Annotated in this window: 2 pseudogenes; both read right to left on the bottom strand. The window is 55.6% G+C overall.

The features are described from left to right. Positions 1–527, bottom strand: a pseudogene (locus VZ95_RS19850) (glycerol-3-phosphate transporter); the annotation flags it as partial. Next, positions 527–626 (bottom strand): annotated as a pseudogene (locus tag VZ95_RS27640) (glycerol-3-phosphate transporter permease); the annotation flags it as partial. The pseudogenes VZ95_RS27640 and VZ95_RS19850, both read right to left, overlap by 1 nt.

Below are 626 nucleotides of genomic sequence, written 5' to 3' on the forward strand. Positions count from 1 at the left end.
TCCACCAATTCAGGCGGAACGGTCATGAAGAACTGCCGGAACAGCAGCGTCGCCGTGGCCGAGGCGATCAAGGGAATCGTCAGCCCAGCATAGGAATCGAGCATGTTCAGATCGGCAATCACCTTGTAGGTCGGCAGAATACGCACTTCCACTGGCAGCATCAGCGTCAGGAAAATCGCCCAAAAGGCCAGCATTCGCCCCGGAAAACGGAAATAGACCACGGCATAGGCCGAGAGCAGGGAGATGATGATTTTCCCCACGGCAATCGCCACCGCCATAATGGCTGAGTTGAGCAACATGTGCCCGGCGGGGTTCTGCGAGGATCGCGCCGCGCCAACGGTGAGCGCGGTAATATAATTCTGAATCCCCGCGTCGCCGATCCAGGGTTGAACCCGGCCCGAGGCAACATTGGGGCCGCTGAAGGTGGAGGCCACCAGCGTGTAGAAAATCGGAAAAGTGACGATGATGATCCCAATAATCAGGACCAAATGGGCAAGGAAGGTAGCAATCGGGCGGTTTTCAACCATCAGTAATGAACCTTCCGTTCGACAAATCGGAATTGGACGACCGTCAGCAGAATAACAATCAGCATCAGAATGACCGATTGCGCTGCGGATCCGCCAATA

The organism is Elstera litoralis (assembly GCF_000963705.1).
In the GTDB taxonomy this organism is placed as follows: Bacteria; Pseudomonadota; Alphaproteobacteria; order Elsterales; family Elsteraceae; genus Elstera; species Elstera litoralis.